The following is a 20,164-nucleotide window of genomic DNA, read 5'->3' as shown; positions in this document are numbered from 1 at the left end:
CAAGTCTAGTGAAAACGCATCTATACTAAGGAGCGGATACGATGAACGGGAAAAAGCGCAATCGTTGGATTTCTATCGTTATTATGGCTTGCATGATGATGCTATTGCTGCCGCCTCCACAGACTGGAGCGGCAAGCAAAGCGTTGGAAGCCGCCCAAGTTGGACAGCAAACCTCCGATCTCACGCACCATTGGGCCAAGGAGGTTATGGAGTCATGGATTGAAAGCGCTTTACTGAATGGTTATGAAGATCAAACCTATCGTCCCGACGGTCCGGTTACACGAGCCGAATTCTCTGCGTTTATCAATCGGGTCTTTGCTTTTCCAGACGGATCCCGCCAAGGCCATGAATTTTCCGATGTAGCGGAGCATGCCTGGTATGCGCGGGATGTGGCCTCCTTGGCCGCTTTTGGAATCGTCCAAGGGATGGGCAGCGGCAAATTCTCGCCTGGCAACGAGATTTCTCGACAGGACGCTGCGGTTATGATGGCCCGGGCCTTTCGTGTAAGCGAAGAAGGTCAAGGCTCTATAACCTTCGAGGATCGCGATAGCGTCGCCGAATATGCCGCTGCGGCGGTGGCTGCTTTGCAAGCGCATCAATATGTGCAGGGCAACGGCGCCAATCGGTTTCAGCCGCGCAAGAGCATCACTCGAGCCGAAGTCGTGCAAATGATTCAGAATGCTATGGGAACGTTGATTCATCAGCCTGGGAGCTATTCGTCCGATGTGGCCGGGAATGTGGTCATTAATCGGAAAGACGTAAAATTAAGTCGGATGACCATTGCAGGGGATTTGTATATTACGCCAGGCGTCAATGACGGAGAGGTGTGGCTTGAAGACGTTACGGTGTTGGGTTCCACGTTCATACTTGGCGGGGGAGAGCCTGGCGTCACATTGTTGAATTCGAATTTTTCGGGGCCGGTAACGATCGACAAATGGAATGGGAAAATCAACCTCCATGTAGGTGAGGGGACCGCGATCCGTGAACTGCAAATCGATGCTGGCGCAGAGATCGAGCTCTCGACATCGGCGACGATTGGCAAGCTGATCCTGCATGCTCCGGCAAATGTCGTTGGAGACGGAACGATAGAATCAGCCATCTTCCTGGCTAGCGGAGCAACCTTGGAAACATGGCCGGTTCAAGTTGAATTTGCCGCGGATCGTGAAGCAACGATTGCAGGCGAGCTTGTTAGCGGCGATACCCGTCATAAACCATCCGTCGTCTCCAATTCCGGCAACAGCAACAGTAACAGCAACAGCAGCTGGAACGGAGGCGGCACACCTCCGGTTTCTGTCCCAACCACGCTCCCGCCAATCGTCAGCGAAGGGGCAGCGAATGCGGATATTTTGATCGGTGCGCAAGCAGATGACATGTTGCTCTACGCGGCGCAGGAGCTGCAGGAGACGATCAAGCTGGTGAGCGGGGCCGAGCTCCCGATCTTCAAACGGGATCTGTCGGCGACAGTAAGCGTCTTGTTCGCCAATCGCGAGTTAACGTTGTCCAAAAGCGGTCACTATCCTCTTGAATTGCATATCGTCAATAACCAGGCCAGCTCGGCAACGATTGCCTTGACGCCCTCTGGCAGCAACGCCATCCCTGTTAACATGCCGACCCAGGTAAGCTTGGGCTCCTACGAACGGAAGATTATTCGAGGCTCGTTCGAAATTACGGCCGGGTTGGCCGACGGCAGCTATGACGTCGAGCTGCAAGCAAGCATGGGAGGCACGGAAATCCATACTGCCGAGCTAGCGCTCCAGTATGCATCGAACCTGTTGGTGAACCCAGGGTTCGAGCAATTAAGCGGCACGCTGCCGTCAGGCTGGCACTCGCCGGCTGGCGCCAGAGATGACTCGGAGGCGAAGGCCGGTGCACACTCGCTGCGGATCGATCTGGGGGACAATCCATACATGTATGCCCGAAGCGAGCAGGAGCTGCACCTGACTCCGGGCAAAGCCTATAAGCTGACCGCTTGGGTGAAGGGGACAGGCGCTGGAACGATGAATATGGAAATGCACGAGCGTCACGCCAGCGGCGGCAGCAATCCGGTAACCGCCCGGGCCGAAATCGCTTTGACGTCGGAATGGACGTTGGTGGAGCTGGACTATGCGCCCGATGCGGCTGCGCAATATAATTTCAATAACATTTATTTCTTCATGTCCGGCACAGATTCGATGTGGATCGATGAGGTCAGACTGATCGAACTGAATACCGCTCAGGGAACCGCTCCGGAGATTACGACCTTCTCCTCGGGCAATGCCGGCGGCAAAGCGGAGATCGTGCTCGCCACGCAGGCGACCGAGCCGCAGCTTACGAGCTCGTACGCGGATGATTACAATTTTATTGCCGGCTCCGACGGTTTCGCCGTTCGCGCCTCAGGCAATCGTATATTCATCCTTGGCGATGATTCGCGAGGCGTATTGAACGGCGTGTACGATTTTCTCGAAGAGAACGCGGATGTTCTATGGACGCGCTCCGTCGATATCGGGACGTTGTATGAGCCTCAATCGACCATTGCGGCAAGCAAAGTGAATTATAGAGAGAAATCTCCGTTCCTGCTGCGAGGCTGGCATACGACCGGTTCGGGAAAATATGGGGAGTTCCATTCGGATCTCGATACGGAGAAGATGCTCGCCCGCAACAAACTGAATGTCAAGCTGGCGGAAATGGGCAATGTGCAGTATTGGAATCGTCATAACAGCGTCGGCATTACGCCGCTCCTGCTGGGTCATAATCTGGATTCCTGGCTGCCGAACGACAAATATTTTGCCACGCATCCCGAGTACTATAACGAGATTAATGGTCAATATGTCCCTGTGTCGAATGATTCCCAAATTAATTTCTATCACCCTGATGTTCCCGGCGTCGTCGCCAGCGAGATTCGAGCGCTGCTCGCCGTCCAGCCGTTGGAATACGTTGGCGTAGGGATTATGGATAATCAAATCTTTGTCCAGGGAGAGCTTAGCAGTTTGCCGTTTACGACGCCTGACGGACTTGTTGTCCTGCCGGAGGACCCGGCCTATAAATCAACGGTATTCTTCACGTTTCTCAATAAAGTGGCAGCCGAGCTGAAGCTGACGCATCCGAATGTGAAAATAACGACCTTCGCTTATTTCTTCACGGATACCCCGCCCAAGGTGGAGCTGGAGGACAATATTGTAATCGTAATGGCGCCTGCAGCGGAGGATGCGAGGGAACCGTTCAACACACCGGATCAAAGCAACCCTAACTACGGCTATAGGCTAAAGCTGGAGGCTTGGGCGGACGCAACGGATAATATTCTGATGTATAACTACTATGGCTGCTGCGCTACCCAAGTATACGAACGTCCCATTGCCGACAAAGTGCAAGCCGATATGCAATATTATCGCGATCTGGGTATTATGGGCGTGATGCCCGAGGGTCAAGTCGACAACGGGGATGTATGGGGAATTAACGCTTTGCAATACTGGCTTATCCATCAATTGTACTGGAATCCCGATGCCGATCTTGAAGCGTTGACCGACAAGTTTTTGACCAAGGCATATGGTGCGGCTGCCGAAGCAATGGGAACTTATTATAATCTGATCAAACAAGGCTACAACTACGACCAGCAATCCGTCAACGTCTATTCGCGCGAGAGCCAATACATCGGACGTTACGTCATTCAGGCCGGTATAGCGGATGCCGCGCAGGCTGCTTTGGACGAGGCGTGGAGCTTGGCGGATGCGGAAGAGAAGCAGCGAATTGCCCCGATCAAGTCGACCTTCGAGACGATGGTGTTCACCGTTGGACAGCTGCCGAATCTGTCTGCGAAAGCCATCAAAACCTCCTCCAGCCAAGCGGAGATTATGAACGCAACCGATCTTCAATCCGGGCCTTGGGTGGACGCGGTAGCGATGAGCGACTTTAGGGAGATGGGCACGAAGCTGCAGGTGGCTGAAGAAACCCGTGTATACCTGTTATGGGACGATGATAACCTGTACGTCGGCTATGAAAATATGGACGATGATCTCGCAAGCATGGTGGTCAGCGAAAGCGCGCCGGGAGAATGGTGGAGCAGCGGCGCGGATGACTCCGTAGAAACCTATGTGACCGGCAATCGGGAAGGAACGTATTATGGCTTTTTCTCCAACCCGCTAGGCGTGAAATTCGAGTATAAATCCTTCCAGGATCCAACCTATAATGGCGAGTGGTACGCCAAGGGCCAAGTAGGCACAGACCGCTGGAATGCGATTCAAGTCATTCCGTTCGCGAGCATCGGCGTCGACCCGGCGCAAACCAGCACGTTATACGGCTTCTTCTTCCGCAACTTCCATGGCAAGGAGCGGTTTATCACCTGGGGCGGGGGAATGGTCTGGAATCCGGGGGATTTCTACCCGATCCATCTGGAGCAGCCTGCCAATCAGGCGAATCTGGTAGACAATCCGGGCTTTGAACGGGGCAATGAAGGCAGCTTCGCGGACGGTTGGCTGTCAACGTCGGCAGCATGGGATCATGACGAATATTACAGCGGTCAATACTCGCTCAGGCTGGACTTGAACGGCGCCCCGTATGTATTTGCTCGCGCAGACCAGAATATCGAGCTGGAGGCCGGAAAGCAATACAAGCTTGGCGCACGAGTTAAGGGAGCGTCGACAGGCTCGATCAGCATGTCCATCTATGGCGTTGCCCAAGGAGGCGCTACGACGATGGTAGCGAATGTGGATGCTGCCGCAAATCATCAGTGGCAGTCGATCGAGCTGGAGTATGAGCCTGTGGACAATACAACGTATGAACACTATTGGGTCTATATTTTTATGTCCGGAACCGACAAGCTCTGGATTGATGATGCGGCGCTTGTGGAACTGACAGCAACGCCGGAAACGCCTGAGGCTGGCAATTTGCTGAATAATCCCGGATTCGAAACAGCTACGCCAAACAGCTTCCCGGATAGTTGGTTCTCGCCGACGGGAGTATGGGACCATGAGGTAGCACACAGCGGCGGGCGATCTCTGAGGATTGAGCGGCAAGGAGGCGAATATGCCTTGGCGCGGTCGTTGCAGGACTACCTGCTCGAACCCGGCAAGCGCTACAAGCTTAGCGCCTGGGTCAAGGGACTGACAGCAGGGACAGCCAGCGTTGCGATCCACGAGATGCTGGCTGGCGGGGGCAACAATCCGGTCACTGCCAATGCCGACATCACACTGGATGGCGAGTGGCAGCTGCTGGAGCTGGAATATTCGGCAGACACAAATGCCGATTACGATCATCAGTGGATCTATTTCTTCATGTCCGCTACGGATGCGATGTGGCTGGATGATGTGTCAGTCGTCGAGTTGCCGAACTCAGAAGGATAGGTCGAGCGACCTGGTGCTGGAAGGAAGAGCATAGCTCTCCATCGATCTATGGTGTACGGGACATGATCCAGCAAGAGAAGCCGGAGGAAACGAACCAGGCGATGTTGAGATGGCTGAAGGCAGCAGGAGGCTATCCAGTCGTAAACGTGCATCAAGGTTTGGTAGAGCCCTAGCAAGACAGCTTAGAGGATGGCGCAGCCGCTCCGGTAAGGTTGGAGCGGCTGTAGTCGTTGGATGGTCTCGATTTCCTTTCCCAATAGCGTTAAGGGATGAGTCTTATGGTAGACTAGCTGTAGCGATTGGTAGGGTTGGAGGAGGGCAAGATGGAACCAGACATCAATGGTTTGCTGCTGCATGAGTTTAAAAGGAATCGGCTCTTGCTCGTGGCCATTGGCCACGAAACACGCCAAACGATTTTAATTGCGTTGGCTCAGCATGCGCAAAGCACCGGCATGCGGGTTGGGGAGCTTGGACAGTACACCCATTTGTCTCGTCCTGCTCTCTCCCATCACCTTAAGGTGCTAAGAGAAGCGGGAATGGTCAGCGTACAACGCAAGGGAACGAAAAACTTCTATCGTCTGGATGCCAAAAGCAAGATCCAGGATCTGCAAACGTTGATAAGTCGGTTTGTGTCCTTATGCGAATGAAAAGGAGAATGAATGTGTATGCGGCCATTCATCAAGGCATCAAACGGAGTGGACATCCCGCAACTGGGATTTGGCGTTTACAAAATCAAACCGGGGAAGAACGGAGCTTTTGAACAGACGATCAGAGCGGCGATTGAAGCGGGGTATCGCCATTTTGATACCGCGCGTATCTATGGAAATGAAGAGGCATTGGGGCGAGCAATTGCAAATAGCGGGATTCCGCGGGAAGATTTTTTTATCACCTCCAAAGCGTGGACGACGGATTTGGGCTACGAGCAGACGCAGAGGGCCTTTGAGCACACCTGTAAAAAAATGAATACCAGTTATCTTGATATGTATTTGCTTCATTTTGCAGGGCCTCATTATGTTAAGGCTTGGAAAGCGCTGGAGCTACTGTATGCGCAGGGGAAAATAAAAGTCATCGGCGTAGCCAATTTTGAGATCGAGCATTTCGAGCATTTGAAGACGCATGCGACAATCCTGCCGATAATTAATCAGGTGGAGACGCATCCTTTTTTTCAGCAACAGTCATTGCGCGAGTATATGATCCGTCATCAGATTTTGCATGAAGCATGGGGACCTTTGGGGCAAGGAAATGCCTCTTTGTTTAATAATGAGGAGCTAAAAGCCATTGCAGAGCGTCATAATAAGACAGTGGGGCAAGTTATTTTGCGCTGGCATATAAATCGTCAGACCATTGTCATTCCAAAATCATCGAGTCCGTTGCGAATCAGGGAGAATATACAGGCATTGGATTTTACGCTGAGTGATGCGGACATGATGCGGATTGCGAAGCTGGATACAGGCAAGCGATATGCTGTTCATCCAACAGGGTACCAGGTGAACCCGCTCTATGTGAAGCTGAGCAAAATCTTTTTGAAGGCCTGATGGAGGTTAAGAGGCAGACTGGAAACGCTGAGTAATCAGGCGGTTTTCGGTCTGTTTGCCGTTGGTAGGGAATATGAACATTAATTTACCCGGGTAATATTGACTCCTTGTTTTTACCCGGGTATAATCATCTTGTGTTCAGAGGAGGAATGGAGCATGAGTACGAATCATACCAGCATGAGCTGCACAGCTTTTTTGGATACAAGAAGAGTCGCGACGGGCTCATTGCAGCAGGTTATTACAGGCGTGAAGGCTGCATTGGATGATCGCGAGCAGCTACAGCTGCTAATTTTTGACGATGGAACAGGCAAGCCGATCGATGTCGATCTGCGCGGCAAGACGGAGGAGGCACTGGCGCGACTGGGGGAGCCTCTTGGCAGCTCGTCCGATACGGCGGATACGGTGGCTACTGAAACGAACGAAGCATCGCCTCGGCGGGCAGGACGACCGAAGCTGGGCGTCGTATCCGGCGAGGTGACGTTACTGCCGCGTCATTGGGAATGGCTGAAAAGTCAGCCGGGGGGAGCTTCGGTAACGTTGCGCAAGCTTATCGATGAGGCTCGTCGCGCCGGAGGAGCACAGAGCAAGGTGCAAGCGTCGCAAGAGGCTACGTATTGCTTCATGACCGCTATGGCCGGGGATTTTCCGCGATACGAGGAAGCGCTCCGGTTGCTGTATGCCGGCGATTCCGAACGCTTCTATGCTAGCATCGCAGACTGGGCCCCGGATATTACAAGCTACATTCAACAATTGGCTGTTGAGGCATTCCCCGAACGGGGATCAGGAGGGGAGGGTGTATGAACATGAACATTTTAAGCGTCAACGACGTAGAGCTGGCGTATGACAGCTTTGGCAGCGAACAAGACGAGGCCGTCGTTTTAATCGCAGGGCTTGGGACGCAGATGATTCGGTGGACGACTTCGTTTTGCCGGATGCTGGCTGACCGAGGGTTCCGCGTCATCCGCTTTGACAATCGCGATGTTGGAGGCTCGACGCATTATCGCCATGTCCAGACGCTGGATTTTGAGGCCTTGGCGACGACGCTGATGTCTGGTCGACGTCCGGACATTCCTTATACGCTCGATGACATGGCTGACGACGTGATCGGCTTGCTCGATGCGTTGTCCATCGATCGAGCGCATATCGTCGGGCGGTCGATGGGCGGAATGATCGCGCAGCTTGTAGCGAGTGCGTACCCTGGGCGTGTGCTGTCGCTCACCTCGATCATGTCCAGCTCCGGCAATCCCGCGCTCCCGCCTGCTTCCCCGGAGGTGATGGCGATGATGACGGCGCCGGCGTCGAACCCGTTTGAGGATGAAGCTGGATATCTGGCGCATAGTCTGGCTTTTGCGAAGCGGATCGCGGGTACGGGATATCCATTCAAAGAGGAGAGCTACAAGGCGCTCATACGGGAGGAGCTCCAGCGAGCTTACGACCCCGGCAGCGTGGGACGGCAGATCGCGGCTATCGCTGTCTCGGGCGATCGTCGTCCGCGACTGGCGACGATCCAAGTCCCGGCTCTGGTGATCCATGGGATGGATGATCCGTTGTTTGTACCGGCGTGCGGCGAGGACACGGCTGCTTCGATACCGGACGCCGAGCTGCTGCTGATCGACGAGATGGGGCATGACCTGCCGCCTGAGCTGTATGCCGTCGTCGTGGATGGGATCGAGCGAACGGCGCGTCGCGCTGATTGAACGGCCACCCATCAGTCGGGCTGGCTGGCCGCTTCCCACATCCGGTTGTCACGGCGCACGAGCGTAGGCGGCTGGCCGAACCGGGCTTTGAACACGCGGCTAAAGTGGTACAGGCTCGGGAATCCACAAGATTCCGCGACCTCGGCAACGGAAAGTGTGGTCGTGCACAGCTTGCGATAGGCCTCCGTGAGCCGCGTCTGCTGAATATAGTGCATCGGCGTCTGCCGGAAGGTGCGCTGGAACAGCGTGAACAGTGCCGAGCGGGAATAATGGCACTGGGCCAGCAATTGTGCGATATCCAGCGGCTCATGCAGATGGCTGTGAATGTAGCCGAGTAGCGGCTTGAGCTCATCAAGCTGCGCGATCCGGGCATGGAAGGAATCGCTCGGACGCGCATCCTCGAGCAGCATGCCGAGCACCCGATAGGCCAGCTCATTGACGTAGGCCCAGGAAGCGATAGACGCAGCCTGGGTCATCGCTTCGTCTGTCCCGTGCCGCGCCTTGTGATCCAGCAATTGCTGGATCGCTGCCCCGAATCTTCCCCCTGCTACAGCATCTCCGCGCAGCGGCAATTCGTACAGATCCAGCAGATCTGACGCTCCCCAGTAGGAGTACCGGCAATGCAGGAAGCGCAGCTTCATCGTTGCGCTCCCTTTGCGCGCATAATGCCCGATCTCCAGCGGGATGCCTGCAGGCATGATGAATACTTCCCCGTCCGAGGCGGTGACTCTGCCCAGCGGCGACTGTACGGTATAGGTTCCCTCCACGGCCTGGGCGATAATGCAGAACGGTACGGTCTTGCAATGAATCCAGCCATCCTCCGCCTCTCCCGAGCCGGCGTCCAGATGCTCCAGCCGAATCGGCGAATCCGGCAAATCTCCCCAATTACCTGCCATGTCAGTCCTCCTCTGCAAGGCTTCCGTTGCTACGAATCAACAAGCTTACTATAGCATAACGACGGGGCTGGCTGCATGCGCTCTGGACGCACAGACAAAAAATCCAGACTAGCAGCCATTGGTTATATACGCTCTCTTCTGTACAATGGGGACAGCAGCAGAGGCTGTAAGACGGATGAAAGCGAGGGATGCGAAACATGCAGCCCAAGAAGAAAAAAATGGTGTTGGTCGCCGGGGAGCCTAGCCACGGCCCAGGCGAGCATGAATATGAGAAGACAGTAAGACTGTTGAAGGCGATGCTCGACCAGTCGCCGTTGTCGGCACAGATGGAAGTCGTAGTCGTGCTGAACGGCTGGCCGGAGGACACGGAGGTGCTGGAGCAGGCGGATGCGGTCCTGTTCACGACGGACGGCAGGGATGCCCATCTGTTCCGGGATGTGCCGTTTGTCGCTTCGCCAGAGCGCCAACAATTGATGGCGCGGCTGATGGCGCGAGGCTGCGGGCTGATCCTGCTGCATTTCTCGACCTTTTATACCCGGGCGGAGGGCGCGTACATCCTCGACTGGGCAGGGGGCTACTTTGAATGGGAGGACGAGCAGGGCGAGCGCAATTGGTATTCGCGTATCGTCGGGGACGGCAGCGTGCTGGCGTTGGACGACGCAGCCCATCCCGTCACGCGGGGCGTCGAGCCGCAGATCGCGCTGCAGGATGAGATCTACTACAATCTGCGGCTCGTGCCGGACGACCCTCGGCGCACCCCGATCTGGAGAGTGCCGGAGCTGGCAGGGGATGGAGATATGGCGAACCTGGTCGGCTGGACGCTGAATCGGCAGGATGGCGGACGGACGTTCGTAACAACGGCTGGTCATCGCTATAATCTGTTCGAGGACGATTCCTTCCGCAAGCTGCACCTCAATGCACTTGTCTGGGCAGCAGGACTGGAGGTTCCTGCCGGAGGCGTGCCGAGTCGCTATTATGCCGATGACCTGGTGGAGCAGCTGCTGGATGCGCCGGAGGCGGACAGCTCGTCAGCAGCGCGCACCGTGCATGCTCTGCTCATCTCCGGCAACCAGCAGCATCGATGGCATAACTGGGAGCAGACGGAGCCGCTCATCCGCGAGGCGCTGCATGAAGATGCGGGCATCGCCGTCACCAGTGTCACCTCGATCGAGGCGCTGGCCGAGTGGGATCTGTCCTCCTTCGATACGATTATCCTGAACTATTGCAACTGGCAGGACCCTGCCGGGATCAGCGAGCCGGCCAGGGCGGCGCTTCTCGCGTACCTGCAACGGGGCGGCGGGCTGGTCGTGCTGCACTTTGCCAATGGCGCGTTCCACTTCTCGCTGCCTGAGGCGGGCGCATCGGATTGGCCGGAGTATCGCCGCATCGTGCCACGCGTCTGGGACCATCACGATGACAGCGCTCATGATCCATACGGAACGTTTACGGTGGAGATGGTGGACCGCGAGCATCCGATCACAGCAGGGATACCGGCCTTCGAAATTACGGATGAGCTGTACTATGACCAGCGCGGCGACCAGGAGGTCCATGTGTTGTATGAGGCCCAATCCGTCGTAACTGGGCGCATGGAGCCGCTGGCCTGGACCAGCAGCTATAGCGGGGCGCCTGTTGTCCAGACCTTGCTCGGCCATGACGCTGCTGCTTACGAGTCGCCTGAAGTGCGGGAGATGCTGCGTAGATCGGTCAGATGGGTAGCGAATGCCTAACAATTGGAGGGAGAATGAAATGGACAACACAGTGAAAACAGTGCAGCAGGAAGATCGCGCCGTCATGTTCCTCGGCAATCGGCAGGCGGGGCTGGTGCCGATCGCCCGGCCTGACAAAGCGGCAGTCGGGCATCTGCTCGGCACGACGGTTCATACGCTCATCAGTCCGGGTACGGAGCTGATGACAGGCTTTATGGAAGCGCTGGACACGCCGCGCGGCACAGGCTATGCGTCGGTATTCCGGGTGGAGGCCGTCGGGGAGGGTGCATCGGAGGATTGGCAGGTGGGAGATCTCGCCCTATGCATGGGCCATCATCAGAGCTTCCAGCATATCGCCGCTGTGCATGCCGTCAAGCTGCCTGCCGGACTGCCCACGCATATCGCCGTGCTGGCCAGGCTGCTCAATATTAGCATGACGACGCTGGAGACGACGACGGCGAAGCCGGGCGATCGCGTGATTGTGATGGGGGCCGGCCCGGTGGGCCTCTTGGCGGCGCATCTGTTCCAACACTGCGGCTACAAGGTGCTGGTGTGCGATCCGGACGAGGGACGAAGCGCTGCTGCGGGCCGCTCCGGCATTCGCCATACGGCTACAGCGTTGCCGGAGGGCGACGGGGAGTGGCAGGGCAAGACCGCGCTCGTGCTGGAATGCTCGGGGCATGAAGCGGCTGCGATCGCCAGCTGCGCCTTCATCCGCCCGAGAGGAGAGGTGGTGCTGATCGGCGTGCCGTGGCGGCGGCGCAGCGACCAGTATGCGCATGAGCTGCTCTCGCTGATCTTCCATCGTTATGCGGTGCTGCGCAGCGGCTGGGAGTGGGAGGTGCCGATGACGGAAGGCCACTTCCAGCCGTACAGCATCATGGGCAATCTGGCGCGCGGGCTGGACTGGCTGGCTGAGGGGCTGATCGATGCGGAAGGGAGCGGGCTGCTGCGGACATTCAAGCCGGAAGAGGCGAATGAAGCCTATAACGGGCTCGCAGATCAGCGCTTCGCGGAGCCGTTCGTCGTGTTCGACTGGCGTAATTCGTAGCGAGCGCCTAGATCCATCGCCGTTTAACGGGCGAGCGTTAGAATCGCGGACGGGCCTGCCAACGAAGCGGAACAGTTTTAGAAGACTATAAAAAGTACAATTTGAGTGCAGTTTGCCTAGGCGAACTGCGCTTTTTTTTTGCACTTATATCCCCTATCAGTACAATCCAATATAAACCTTTTATGGTATGATGGGAGGGTCGGTTAAGAGGCTTGCTAAGGGGGAAATGAGATGAAGAAACGATTCATGATTACATTAGTTGCTATGCTACTCATGTTAGCAACTGCGGGAGCTGCGTCTGCGGAGCAGTCAAAACCAATCCAGGTGTGGTTAGATGGCAAGGAACTTGCGTTTGAGGTGGAGCCGCTTGTACAGAATAATGTCACCTATGTAGAATTCCGAAGCTTGCTCACGGCGCTTGATTACGCGATTACCTACGATGCGGCAAAGAAACAAATTCGCGGCGTTTCGGGAGATGGCGAACATACGATTGAGATGACGAGCGGTTCAAGCAATACATTGGTTAACGGTCAACTTGTTAAAGGTCAAATTCAGCCTTTGATTTGGAAGGGGCGAACCCTGATTCCACTCCGGTTTGTGGGCGAAGCGACTGGGCTCAATGTGGAGTGGGATGGCTCCTCGCGGATGATTACCTTGACCACCCCGTGGCCTAACGCAAAGGATTACGCGCAGCTGAATTCCTTCCTGGAGCAGTTGGGAACGGCACAATCAAGCGGTAACGATAGCGATATCCGGGCACTACTCAGCCCTAATGGACTTGACAACGGTGCAACGTATTCGGCGTTGATGGGTCATGTGGGACAAGTCGAAATTGAATCGACCTATCAGTTTACTAATATTTTGTACATGACAGCCACAGAGACTTTGATCTCGGCCACCAATGAATCCAGGAAGGTCAGCGGCGGCTTCTTCCTTAATCGCAATTCGAACCTGGTTCTCGAGCTTTCCCGAGCTAGTAAAGGAGACGAATGGAAGCTTGATCGGTTGAAAATATTGACTGTAAACTATACAAATATTGAAGCTTTGCGGGCAGCAACGCCAACCGTACCGGCTGAGGAGAAAGCGAAAATCATTGGCATATTGGAGGAGCAAATCGCAGCCAGCAATGCCGAGGACGTCAAACGGTATGAAGCCACCTTTGCCCCGGACACACCTGGACTAAAAGAAGCCATGACCTTATCCCAAGCCCTATTTGAACAGTTTGATCTTCGTTTTGAATTGGCCGATGTTCAAATCATTTACTATGACGGCTCAGAAGCCTATATTCATTTCACTCAAACCACGACCAAGCTGAAGGGTCCAAGCTTCATAGACAACCAGTTCGAAGGTATCGCCAAAGTCATCAAGCTGGACAATGGGACATGGCGTGTCACGAACGAAATGCTGGTTTTGGATATCGATGAAGTTTAACATGGGTTAAAAACGCCACTCTCCACCTGCTGACATAGCTTGTCCAGGGCGGAGATGCTGCGGATCTGCAAGCGATTCATGCGATCCAATTGGCCTCGAACTTGTGCCAAAAACGCTTCTATCGACGCATGGTCCGCGAAATCGAAGGCGGCGTAGGTTTCTTGCATCGTCTGGAAAAAATGCTTCAACCGATGGGTACGGACCGAAAGCTTAATCGCATTCAAGGTCAAAATCTGGCGCATATGTGCATCGGTATAAATGCGATAGCCATTAAGGCTGTTCCGCTCCGGGATGATCAAACCCGCCTTTTCCCAATAGCGAATGGTCGTGACGGGAATCCCTGTTGCAACGCTTATCTCTCCAATACTCATCCTGCTCGTGGAGTCGGGCTGCCAAGTCTTGTCGAGCAGGATATCCGCGGTTTTATAATACGTCTGCCGCTCTTGCCAGAGATCGGCTTGGGCCTGGTTCGCCTTCCATAGCGCAGCGTCGATTCGTCCGGCCTGCACCTCCTGCAGCACAGCAGCGATGAAGGTCAGGTCAAAAGCCGACAGCATCGCCCGGACGCAAATGAAATACGCCACATGTCTGCTGTCATAGTATCTGTATCCCGAAGAAGAGCGAGGAACCGGAGGCGCCAAGCCGCGTTCCTCATAGCCTCTTAGCGTCGTGGTGCCGACCCCCAAGCGTCTTGCCAGATCAATGGGACGAATGTTCATGTGATGGCCTCCGTTTCCGAATGCACAACATTATACTATAGGTATAAGGTTTGTGCGAACCTAGCCTTGTCATCACAGCAAGAAGGCATGAAGAAGCTTACTCGTTGCACCTATGTTGTACCATGAAGGTATACAGGATAGGAGGTCATAGCGAATGACGCGAACATTTACGACAGAGGAGTTGAGCGAGTCGCTCCCCCCGATCACTTCATTGATCGGCAAATGCGAGAAAGCACAAGCCAAGTTAACGGAAGGCACCGCACAGCATTCGCTGCTCAGAAACCGAATCAAGGCGCTTCGCGTGGCAGAGGCGCTAATCCTGCAGGCCTTGGAACCATCGAAGGCACAAGAGCCGGATGAGCGGCAGGAGCAGCCCAATGATTGACGCGAATCGACAACTAAAAGGCGTGCTAGCCGCAGGCCGACGTCATAGCGTCGGTCTTCGACCGGATGGCACCGTGGTGGTTGCGGGCGATCACACCTTCGGTCTAAGTAAGCTGACAAGCTGGCGCGACATACAGGCGATTGCGGTCGGTAATGTGCACCTGGCCTCGAACACAGGCAATGCGCATACGATCGGTCTCAAAAGAGACGGCACAGTGGTGGCTGTGGGATGGAATAAAGATGGCCAATGCGAGGTCGGCGAGTGGCGCAATATTGTCGCGATAGCAGCGGGTTGGCGTCGTTCTGTTGGCGTGAGGTCGGACGGCAGAGTACTAGCTGCAGGGCGCAACCATGAAGGGCAATGCCTGGTCCAGGACTGGGAGGATATCGTGGACGTGGCGGCGGGAGACTGGCATACTGTCGGGGTTAACTCCTACGGGAAGGTAAGCTCCGCAGGCAACAATCGATACGGCCAGGGCGATGTAGGTCAGTGGCGCGAGATTGTGGCGGTAGGGGCGGGGTATCTGCACACGGTCGGCCTTCGCTCCGATGGCAGGGTCGTTGCTGTTGGTCGCAGGCAGGAAGGTCAGTGCGAGGTCGGCGACTGGCGCGGTATGGTGAGGATAGCGGCAGGAAGCAATCACACGGTCGGTCTCAGAGCTGATGGCACAGTGGCGGCTGTCGGGCGGAATGATCATGGCCAATGCCAGGTTAGCGACTGGCAAGATATTGTAGCGGTAGCGGCGGGCTGCGCTCACACCCTCGGCCTGCAATCCGATGGCAGGGTCGTTGCAACCGGCAGGAATCAGGAAGGGCAGTGCGAGGTGGGCGATTGGAGGCTCTGAATCGTCGATATTGTCATCAGTAATTTATCCACCCCTTCTATTGAAAGAGCCTGACTCGGTATAAGCCCTGTCAGGCTACTCTCAATGCTTAACTTGTTGTCTATACTTGAGCTGAATCCAGTTTGCGTTTGTGAAGGAGGAACAAGAATAGTGCAGTGAGGATCGCCCCGTATACTAGGGAAAAGCCAATCACCGATACTTTTTCGAAAAGTGTAGCGAGCTCAAAATTCACGAAAACATGTATGGTATGATTTAGTGGCGGCAGCAACAGAGCTGCTTTTTTGATCCCATCGGGCAATAGATTCTCAATCCCCTGTGCAGCAATTGCAATGACCACGAGGACACTCAGCAGGATAAAAGAAACGATGCGTGAACGGATAACCTTAGAACCGAACCAACATGCGAGTGCAACTCCTAACCAAGAGGAAGCGACATGATAGAGAAAAGACATGCTTAATTCTTCGATACTAGGATTTCGATCAAACCTCTGCAATACGGCTGGGTACAGCACTGCATACAGAGCTAGTGGAAAGGTGAAAAGCCAACTATATAATAACTTAGCAAAATAAAGCTTGATTATACTCCCGCTGTGGAGCATCGTGACAGATTCCTGGTTCGGTGTTTCAATGTCAATAACCATATAGCACAGCGCTGTTGAAATGATAAACAAAAATACGGTGGAAAACGCGTAACTGTCCATCACAGGGTTGGGCACGACACTATAAACAAAAACGATACCAAGTAAAAAGACAACTGTAGGCGGCCCGTATCGGTAGGAACGCATGAAACAAGTATGCAAAAATGACAATAAGGCTATCATACGTGCGATTCCTTTCTTAGCAAGCTGATGATTTCCCCGCCACTATGTAGACACTCTATTAAAAATTCGCGATAATCCTTCCCCGCGAGAGTAAACCGAATGAATCCCGTGTCCTCACTCTGCCAAGTCATATCCGTAAATAAGCTCGTCAGACGGGTTAACGTTTCCTCGGTTACTATACATTCCAGCTCATAAAAGAATAGCGAGCCACTTGAAGTGCTTTCGACACTCTCCTCACTTAATTTTCCCTGACGGATCCAATAGGTCTGACTCTCCAATTGACTGGCTAACAACGGATCATGGACGGCAGCCAGTATCGCAGTCCCACCTGCTTTTATTTCTTGCAAGGAATCAAGCAAATGTCCAACTGATTCCTTATCCAGTCCAGAGAACGGCTCATCCAAAACTAGCAAATCGGGCCTTTTTATTGTCGCCTGCATGAGATTGACCTTTTGGAGCATACCTTTGGAGAATTGTGTCATCTTCAAGCTTGCGCTTTGTTCCAGGTTGAAAAAAGTGTGAAGTTCCTTAATACGTTCTTGGAGAACCTTCTTGGGCACATTCGATATGCTTCCCATACGAGTCAAGTATTCGGTAGAGGTCATCCTTAATTGGGATAGCCGGTCCGGGGTATAGCCTATCACTAATTTCGTATGCCCCAAAATCCGTTGTCCTGAAGTAATTGGAATCAAGCCGCTCACAATACGAAGTAGCGTGCTTTTTCCAGATCCATTGCTTCCTCTGATGATGAGACAATCCCCTTGATGAATGGTAAGCGAAATACCATTTAACACTTTGCGTTTACCGTACTCTTTAGTCACCTTATTTAAAGTGACCAGTGCGTTAGCTTTCAATTTGCCACCTCATAATTATCCTTGAGTCTAGAATTCCGGAGTGTAACTAAGTAAATATACCACAAAAATGCAGGTGAGAGGGGAGAATTGGGAGTTATGGCAATACAACTCTGATTAACAGCCCGCTATACTTAATATACTTGAACCCAATGTATCCGAAGCGTACGGCGGATACCTTTACGAGCCATGGAGGTCAATGAGATGGACGCCTTCTTGTCCACGTTTCATCCGCGGCAAGGGCACTGGGCGTGCCGATCTATCGCTTGCTGGGCGGCAAGGTCAGGGTCCATGTGAATCTATATGCTAATGGCTGGTTTGCTGGCGCGAAGCAGCCGGAGGCTTTTGAGGAGAAGGCCAATACGGAGCTGCTGCGGAGCACGCTGGGGCAGGGAAAGATCGATCAGCTATCCGACTCCATTCCGCATCGAGTCTAGACGTTACGCCTCCCCCTACGTAATTGTTATGTTTAGACGATCGTAATGAATTGACGTGTATTGCAGATCGTCTTATAATGGTCGTAGCAACTATCGTCGTGACGAGTATGGAGGGGGCTAACCTTGGAATTAGAAAAATATATTGGCGTTAATGTCCAGCGCGCGGCGCTTAAGCTGAATAACTACTATCAAAAGGTAGCCAGTCCGTTTGACATCACCGTAGACCAGTGGGAAATACTAGTCGTACTGTGGGAAACAGAAGGGATCACTCAAAAAGAGCTTGCTGAAAGGCTGCACAAGGACCAAACGAATGTTGCGCGAATGTTATTTAAGCTGGAAAAGAAAGACTTCATTTATCGTGTGGTGCATGAAACGGATCGAAGGTCTTTGCGTGTCTATCTGACCTCTAAAGGACGAGAGATGGAAGATGACATTATCGCCCCGTCCATGGAAGCCTATTATAAGACCATCCAGGGATTGTCTGATGAGGAGGTGGAGTTATTTAGAAGAATTCTTACGGTCATGTACAATAACGTAAAGGATCTATAGAATGAGGGAAAGACCACCTATTATTTCATTGAACCATATACTTGCTGCAGCAAGTATAGTCAGGTTCATTAAATTTTGATTTAAAGGAGACTTGCAAGATGGGACGATCCCGATCTGAAGAAGGGATATTCGACACGAAGTATAGAGCATTGACCATTGGGATTGTCCTGGCTGTAACTACGGTTGCCTTTGAAGGTCTAGCAGTAGTTACCATTGCTCCAAGCCTGGCCCAAAAATTAAACGGGCTCCCTTTGTATGGTTGGATTTTCAGTGCCTTTCTTTTGGCACAAATCCTTGGAACGATGATCATAGGGGCACGAATCAACAAAAATGGTGTATTTGCATCGTTTAGCCTAGCCACCCTGTTTTTTGTGATCGGTATCGTGCTTGCAGCTACTGCTGTGAATATGAGTACGTTAATCATAGGAAGGGTATTTCAAGGCTTTGGCGGTGGAGGTATCATTACTTGTGTATATTTCAGTATCACTGTAGGTTATCCGGATGAGCTGAGAACGAGAATCCTGGCTTTGTTTTCCGGTGCGTATATTTTACCTGCACTTATTGGTCCTTATCTTGCTGGACTTATCACGGAGCATTTATCTTGGAGAATTGTTTTTTGGCTCGTACTCCCCTTGATTGGTCTTGCTGTGATGCTGACGCTCCCTACTTTTCGCAAATTTAAAGTTAGTGCGAACAATTCGTCCCATACTAACCGAAAAGAAGGACTTGCAGTACTACTGACCCTTGGCACGGGCATGTTGCTGGCTGGGCTAGGTTTTATCACGGATTGGAAAGGAATGGTACTTGCGGTAGCAGGATTGCTGATCATGATTCATCCATTACGCAAGTTACTGCCTCAGGGCACTTTACTTGCTACAAGAGGTTTGCCGGCGACGATTGCTTCGAGAGGATTGTTTGTTGCATGTTATAATGCGACCGAGAGTTATGTTGTCCTGGCTTTGACAGATGTGAAAAAGCTTCCTGCCGATATGGCGGGATTAATTGTAGCGGCAGGTGCACTAAGCTGGTCTGCGGCTGCGTGGCTTCAGTCCGTTTTTGATACCAAAGATCAAGGAACAGGTCGAAAGAAACGGGTAACCATTGGAATTGGATTTATGATCATTGGCGTTGTTACGGTCATTCTTGCTGTTGGAGTCTCCGAGGGAGGGATTGTACTTGCTGTGATTTCGCAGATTTTCACTGGATTCGGCATCGGCTTGGCACATCCTACGACAGGAGCCATTGCACTCCAGCACACGAAATCAGGCGAAGAAGGAGAAATATCCTCAAGCCTGCAATTTACAGATGCATTTAGTCCGGGGGTAAGCATTGGCATCGGCGGCGCCCTCATTGCTGTTAGCCAATCCTTAAATTTGGGGCTGTTAACGGGGATTCTACTGGCCTTGTCTCTTCAATTACTATTCGTTCTCTCTAGCTTTGTCATTTCCTTTCGCATCAAGCAGACAAATGCCTCGGAGGGGTAACCCAATTGTCTAAGACGATCTAGCGTGATCGAGACGGACAAGGAAAACGGGCTGCATCCGTACGCCTATCTCAAGCATCTCTTTGAACAACTGCCGCAGCTCGACGGTCCACTGGACGCCAAGACGCTTGAGCCCTTCCTTGGTCGGCTACACTGCCAGCGGCGTGCCGATTGAAGAAATCCTCACCCCAGCTTACCTCATGTCGCTCCCGCCGTTAGGTGGGGGCTATTTGACACTCACTCTGGGCGATGTCCTGGTAGAAACGAAGTGGTATCGGTAAAAAGGGTTTTGACCTTCTGATGGAGAATAAAGGCAAATAAGGAAGATCTTCAAAACGTAGTTGAAGCCCAAAAGGAGAGATGAATTTATGAAAAAATTTATCAGCCATGTTCAAGTACCAGTTAACAATTTAGATCTTTCTATTGAACCTGAATTACGAAAGTG

The 20,164-nt window shown here is 53.2% G+C and carries 18 protein-coding genes; 14 read left to right on the top strand and 4 right to left on the bottom strand.

The features are described 5' to 3' along the window. Nucleotides 1-41 precede the first annotated feature (41 nt). From PA598K_RS28770 to PA598K_RS28750, 5 genes are all read left to right on the top strand, one after another. A complete protein-coding gene (locus tag PA598K_RS28770; RefSeq protein WP_128660243.1) occupies nucleotides 42-5,315 on the top strand; it encodes a DUF4838 domain-containing protein in 5,274 nt (1,757 codons plus the stop codon). Between the two features lie 323 nt (nucleotides 5,316-5,638). Continuing rightward, a complete protein-coding gene (locus PA598K_RS28765; protein WP_128660242.1) occupies nucleotides 5,639-5,962 on the top strand; it encodes an ArsR/SmtB family transcription factor in 324 nt (107 codons plus the stop codon). Between the two features lie 18 nt (nucleotides 5,963-5,980). Continuing rightward, the gene (locus PA598K_RS28760; RefSeq protein ID WP_128660241.1) at nucleotides 5,981-6,850 is read left to right on the top strand and encodes an aldo/keto reductase; all 870 of its coding nucleotides are present in this window, start codon (nucleotides 5,981-5,983) and stop codon (nucleotides 6,848-6,850) included. Between the two features lie 156 nt (nucleotides 6,851-7,006). Next, nucleotides 7,007-7,651, top strand: coding sequence for a DUF2239 family protein (locus tag PA598K_RS28755; protein ID WP_128660240.1), 645 nt, complete (start codon nucleotides 7,007-7,009; stop codon nucleotides 7,649-7,651). Between the two features lie 2 nt (nucleotides 7,652-7,653). Continuing rightward, nucleotides 7,654-8,547, top strand: coding sequence for an alpha/beta fold hydrolase (locus tag PA598K_RS28750; protein ID WP_128660257.1), 894 nt, complete (start codon nucleotides 7,654-7,656; stop codon nucleotides 8,545-8,547). Nucleotides 8,548-8,558: 11 nt separating this feature from the next. On the opposite strand, the gene PA598K_RS28745 is transcribed toward PA598K_RS28750, so the two are convergent. Continuing rightward, on the bottom strand, nucleotides 8,559-9,443 hold the full coding sequence (locus PA598K_RS28745; protein WP_128660239.1) for a helix-turn-helix transcriptional regulator: 885 nt from the start codon (nucleotides 9,441-9,443) through the stop codon (nucleotides 8,559-8,561). A gap of 197 nt (nucleotides 9,444-9,640) precedes the next feature. Between PA598K_RS28745 and PA598K_RS28740 the strand changes: the two genes are divergently transcribed. The 3 genes from PA598K_RS28740 (at nucleotide 9,641) to PA598K_RS28730 (ending at nucleotide 13,631) form a co-directional block, all read left to right on the top strand. Then, a complete protein-coding gene (locus tag PA598K_RS28740) occupies nucleotides 9,641-11,170 on the top strand; it encodes a ThuA domain-containing protein (protein WP_185602284.1) in 1,530 nt (509 codons plus the stop codon). A gap of 19 nt (nucleotides 11,171-11,189) precedes the next feature. Then, the gene (locus PA598K_RS28735) at nucleotides 11,190-12,200 is read left to right on the top strand and encodes a zinc-dependent alcohol dehydrogenase (RefSeq protein WP_128660237.1); all 1,011 of its coding nucleotides are present in this window, start codon (nucleotides 11,190-11,192) and stop codon (nucleotides 12,198-12,200) included. Between the two features lie 231 nt (nucleotides 12,201-12,431). Then, complete coding sequence (locus tag PA598K_RS28730; RefSeq protein WP_128660236.1) at nucleotides 12,432-13,631, top strand: copper amine oxidase N-terminal domain-containing protein; 1,200 nt, start codon at nucleotides 12,432-12,434, stop codon at nucleotides 13,629-13,631. Here the strand turns inward: PA598K_RS28730 and PA598K_RS28725 are convergent. Continuing rightward, nucleotides 13,628-14,350 (bottom strand): MerR family transcriptional regulator, encoded by a 723-nt coding sequence (locus PA598K_RS28725; RefSeq protein ID WP_128660235.1) that lies wholly within the window; start codon nucleotides 14,348-14,350, stop codon nucleotides 13,628-13,630. The genes PA598K_RS28730 and PA598K_RS28725 overlap by 4 nt on opposite strands. Before the next feature lie 154 nt (nucleotides 14,351-14,504). Between PA598K_RS28725 and PA598K_RS28720 the strand changes: the two genes are divergently transcribed. Further along, nucleotides 14,505-14,735, top strand: a complete 231-nt coding sequence (locus PA598K_RS28720; RefSeq protein WP_128660234.1) for a hypothetical protein — start codon at nucleotides 14,505-14,507, stop codon at nucleotides 14,733-14,735. Next, nucleotides 14,728-15,579: an RCC1 domain-containing protein gene (locus tag PA598K_RS28715; protein WP_260405660.1), complete on the top strand. Its 852-nt coding sequence runs from the start codon at nucleotides 14,728-14,730 to the stop codon at nucleotides 15,577-15,579. The genes PA598K_RS28720 and PA598K_RS28715 overlap by 8 nt, the downstream gene beginning before the upstream one ends. Nucleotides 15,580-15,679: 100 nt before the next feature. On the opposite strand, the gene PA598K_RS28710 is transcribed toward PA598K_RS28715, so the two are convergent. Continuing rightward, nucleotides 15,680-16,399, bottom strand: coding sequence for a hypothetical protein (locus PA598K_RS28710; RefSeq protein ID WP_128660232.1), 720 nt, complete (start codon nucleotides 16,397-16,399; stop codon nucleotides 15,680-15,682). Next, nucleotides 16,396-17,253 carry an ATP-binding cassette domain-containing protein gene (locus PA598K_RS28705; RefSeq protein WP_128660231.1) on the bottom strand — a complete coding sequence of 286 codons (858 nt, stop codon included), beginning with the start codon at nucleotides 17,251-17,253 and terminating at the stop codon, nucleotides 16,396-16,398. The genes PA598K_RS28710 and PA598K_RS28705 overlap by 4 nt, the downstream gene beginning before the upstream one ends. Nucleotides 17,254-17,501: 248 nt before the next feature. Between PA598K_RS28705 and PA598K_RS38325 the strand changes: the two genes are divergently transcribed. The 4 genes from PA598K_RS38325 (at nucleotide 17,502) to PA598K_RS28685 (ending at nucleotide 19,894) form a co-directional block, all read left to right on the top strand. Further along, nucleotides 17,502-17,687 carry a hypothetical protein gene (locus PA598K_RS38325; RefSeq protein ID WP_260405659.1) on the top strand — a complete coding sequence of 62 codons (186 nt, stop codon included), beginning with the start codon at nucleotides 17,502-17,504 and terminating at the stop codon, nucleotides 17,685-17,687. A 123-nt stretch (nucleotides 17,688-17,810) separates the two neighbouring features. Beyond that, nucleotides 17,811-18,236, top strand: coding sequence for a MarR family winged helix-turn-helix transcriptional regulator (locus PA598K_RS28695; protein WP_128660230.1), 426 nt, complete (start codon nucleotides 17,811-17,813; stop codon nucleotides 18,234-18,236). Between the two features lie 98 nt (nucleotides 18,237-18,334). After that, nucleotides 18,335-19,720, top strand: a complete 1,386-nt coding sequence (locus PA598K_RS28690; RefSeq protein ID WP_128660229.1) for an MFS transporter — start codon at nucleotides 18,335-18,337, stop codon at nucleotides 19,718-19,720. A 24-nt stretch (nucleotides 19,721-19,744) separates the two neighbouring features. Further along, nucleotides 19,745-19,894 carry a transposase domain-containing protein gene (locus PA598K_RS28685; RefSeq protein WP_128660228.1) on the top strand — a complete coding sequence of 50 codons (150 nt, stop codon included), beginning with the start codon at nucleotides 19,745-19,747 and terminating at the stop codon, nucleotides 19,892-19,894. Nucleotides 19,895-20,164: the final 270 nt, after the last annotated feature.

This window comes from Paenibacillus sp. 598K, from assembly GCF_003851045.1.
Lineage (GTDB): Bacteria > Bacillota > Bacilli > Paenibacillales > Paenibacillaceae > Paenibacillus_D.
Note: the sequence above shows the minus strand (reverse complement) of the source record. Positions and strands in the feature narration are given on the sequence as shown.

Bases quoted from the DNA above. Each gene is read 5' to 3' on its own strand.
- PA598K_RS28770 (WP_128660243.1), top strand. From the start codon at position 42: ATGAACGGGAAAAAGCGCAATCGTTGGATTTCTATCGTTATTATGGCT.
- PA598K_RS28765 (WP_128660242.1), top strand. From the start codon at position 5,639: ATGGAACCAGACATCAATGGTTTGCTGCTGCATGAGTTTAAAAGGAAT.
- PA598K_RS28760 (WP_128660241.1), top strand. From the start codon at position 5,981: ATGCGGCCATTCATCAAGGCATCAAACGGAGTGGACATCCCGCAACTG.
- PA598K_RS28755 (WP_128660240.1), top strand. From the start codon at position 7,007: ATGAGTACGAATCATACCAGCATGAGCTGCACAGCTTTTTTGGATACA.
- PA598K_RS28750 (WP_128660257.1), top strand. From the start codon at position 7,654: ATGAACATTTTAAGCGTCAACGACGTAGAGCTGGCGTATGACAGCTTT.
- PA598K_RS28745 (WP_128660239.1), bottom strand. From the start codon at position 9,443: ATGGCAGGTAATTGGGGAGATTTGCCGGATTCGCCGATTCGGCTGGAG.
- PA598K_RS28740 (WP_185602284.1), top strand. From the start codon at position 9,641: ATGCAGCCCAAGAAGAAAAAAATGGTGTTGGTCGCCGGGGAGCCTAGC.
- PA598K_RS28735 (WP_128660237.1), top strand. From the start codon at position 11,190: ATGGACAACACAGTGAAAACAGTGCAGCAGGAAGATCGCGCCGTCATG.
- PA598K_RS28730 (WP_128660236.1), top strand. From the start codon at position 12,432: ATGAAGAAACGATTCATGATTACATTAGTTGCTATGCTACTCATGTTA.
- PA598K_RS28725 (WP_128660235.1), bottom strand. From the start codon at position 14,350: ATGAACATTCGTCCCATTGATCTGGCAAGACGCTTGGGGGTCGGCACC.
- PA598K_RS28720 (WP_128660234.1), top strand. From the start codon at position 14,505: ATGACGCGAACATTTACGACAGAGGAGTTGAGCGAGTCGCTCCCCCCG.
- PA598K_RS28715 (WP_260405660.1), top strand. From the start codon at position 14,728: ATGATTGACGCGAATCGACAACTAAAAGGCGTGCTAGCCGCAGGCCGA.
- PA598K_RS28710 (WP_128660232.1), bottom strand. From the start codon at position 16,399: ATGATAGCCTTATTGTCATTTTTGCATACTTGTTTCATGCGTTCCTAC.
- PA598K_RS28690 (WP_128660229.1), top strand. From the start codon at position 18,335: ATGGGACGATCCCGATCTGAAGAAGGGATATTCGACACGAAGTATAGA.